At 52.6% G+C, this 1552-nt stretch carries 1 protein-coding gene; it reads left to right on the top strand.

Annotated features, from left to right (window positions below; translation table 11 throughout):
• Window positions 1–1552 (top strand): ComEA family DNA-binding protein (locus PEH01S_RS34220; RefSeq protein WP_174807200.1); only part of this gene is annotated, 1552 nt, incomplete at both ends.

Raw genomic sequence — 1552 nt, 5'->3', positions numbered from 1 at the left:
CCCTTCCCCCGAACGGGTTTTTATTTGAAGAGGAACGGAGAGCTGCTCGATCATACCGATACGCCGTATGTCGATCTGATGAAAAGTACCGCCTCGACCGACTACTTAGGCTCGATGAGTCAAATTTACCCGCATGAGCTCGGCCATGTCATGTACCATTTGCTTTCCCCGGACTGGGACCGGACCGAAAGCCGTTCGGCCGATATGCATTACGTATCCTTGACCACAGACCGACGGGTCGCTTTCGATGAAGGCTTTGCCGAGCATTTCGAAAATGTGGCGCTGGATCATGAACCCGACGAGGCCAGAAAAGCCAGCCTCGAATCAAGCGTCCGTCAGGCACGGTTAACCACGGAGACCATGGTCGCAGGTTACGAAAAGGACTACACCTGGCCGATGCGGCTGCAGCTTTATCGGGCCTCCGTTCCGTTCTGGTATCAGCGGTTCGAAATGCTAAAGCGGCACGATTGGGTCAGAGAAGGTACGATTCGTTTCTCGACGACGCAGCCCTCTGCGGGGACCCCCGAACAAAACATCAAATACCGCAATACGGGCGTTCGTTATGACGAAGGCAAACCGAGGAACGTATCGCAAGCGTTGGCGACCGAAGGAATCGTTTCCGCTTTTTTTACAAAGCTGCTTTCCAGCGATTTGAAGGACCGCTATTTGGAGGACTCGTTCTATGCGGCTTTTTTGTCGGACGCTTCGCGTACGGTGAATGCCAAAGCCGTGTTTACCCCATTGCAAAACGAGTACATGAAAATATTTAACGTTATCCATAAGTATGTCAATCGAACCGGCTCTCCGCTGGCGGATTTCGTTCAAGGCTATGCCGCGGAATACCCGGACGAGAAAGAAGCTTTGTACCGGCTCCTCAGCGAAGCTACGGGACTAAGTGCGAAGGAGCTTGAGGCTAGTCCGCCGGAAATCTGGCTGTTGAACAAAAGATATGCGCACAGTTATCTGGCCATCGATGCAGCAGGCTCCATTCAGACGCCATTCTATACGTTCGATTTGAATGCGGCGGACGTCAACGATCTGATGACCTTTCCAGGCATCGGCGAGGCCGAAGCGCAAGCCATCGTTCGATACCGGGACAATCAATCGTTTATTCGGGAGCTGGACGAGGTAAGAAAAATTCCCGGTTTGTCTCCGCAGGCAATTCAAACGCTTTTGGACGGGGCTTATGACCCGAATTTTGCGCGGGAATCGAGAGCTCAAACGGAGCAACGGTTGGGGGAGGACGGACTGCTGCTCCAGCTGCTTGCGGGTTCGCTGTGGATGCTTGTTAAGGTTGCTCTTGGTTGGTTCGCCGTCTTTCTCCTGCTTTATTATGTACTGGCGCTTAGGAAGCGGTTTGAGCTGCGGCGTGCTTCAAGCATTGTGCTGACAAATGCGGTGAAAATGATCGTTCTTGGGCTATTCGGTCTGGCTTCCGTCCTGGCAGGGCAGCCGCTGTTCTTTTTCGCCCTGCTTAGCGGCTTGTTTCTGGCCTTCGAACGTTTTTTGGTTTTAAGAAAGAAAACGCAGGGTAAGAAAAAAGAAGCTCTGG

The sequence above is a fragment of the Paenibacillus ehimensis NBRC 15659 genome, assembly GCF_004000785.1.
GTDB lineage: Bacteria > Bacillota > Bacilli > Paenibacillales > NBRC-103111 > Paenibacillus_G > Paenibacillus_G ehimensis.
This window is presented reverse-complemented; position numbering and strand designations above follow the sequence as displayed.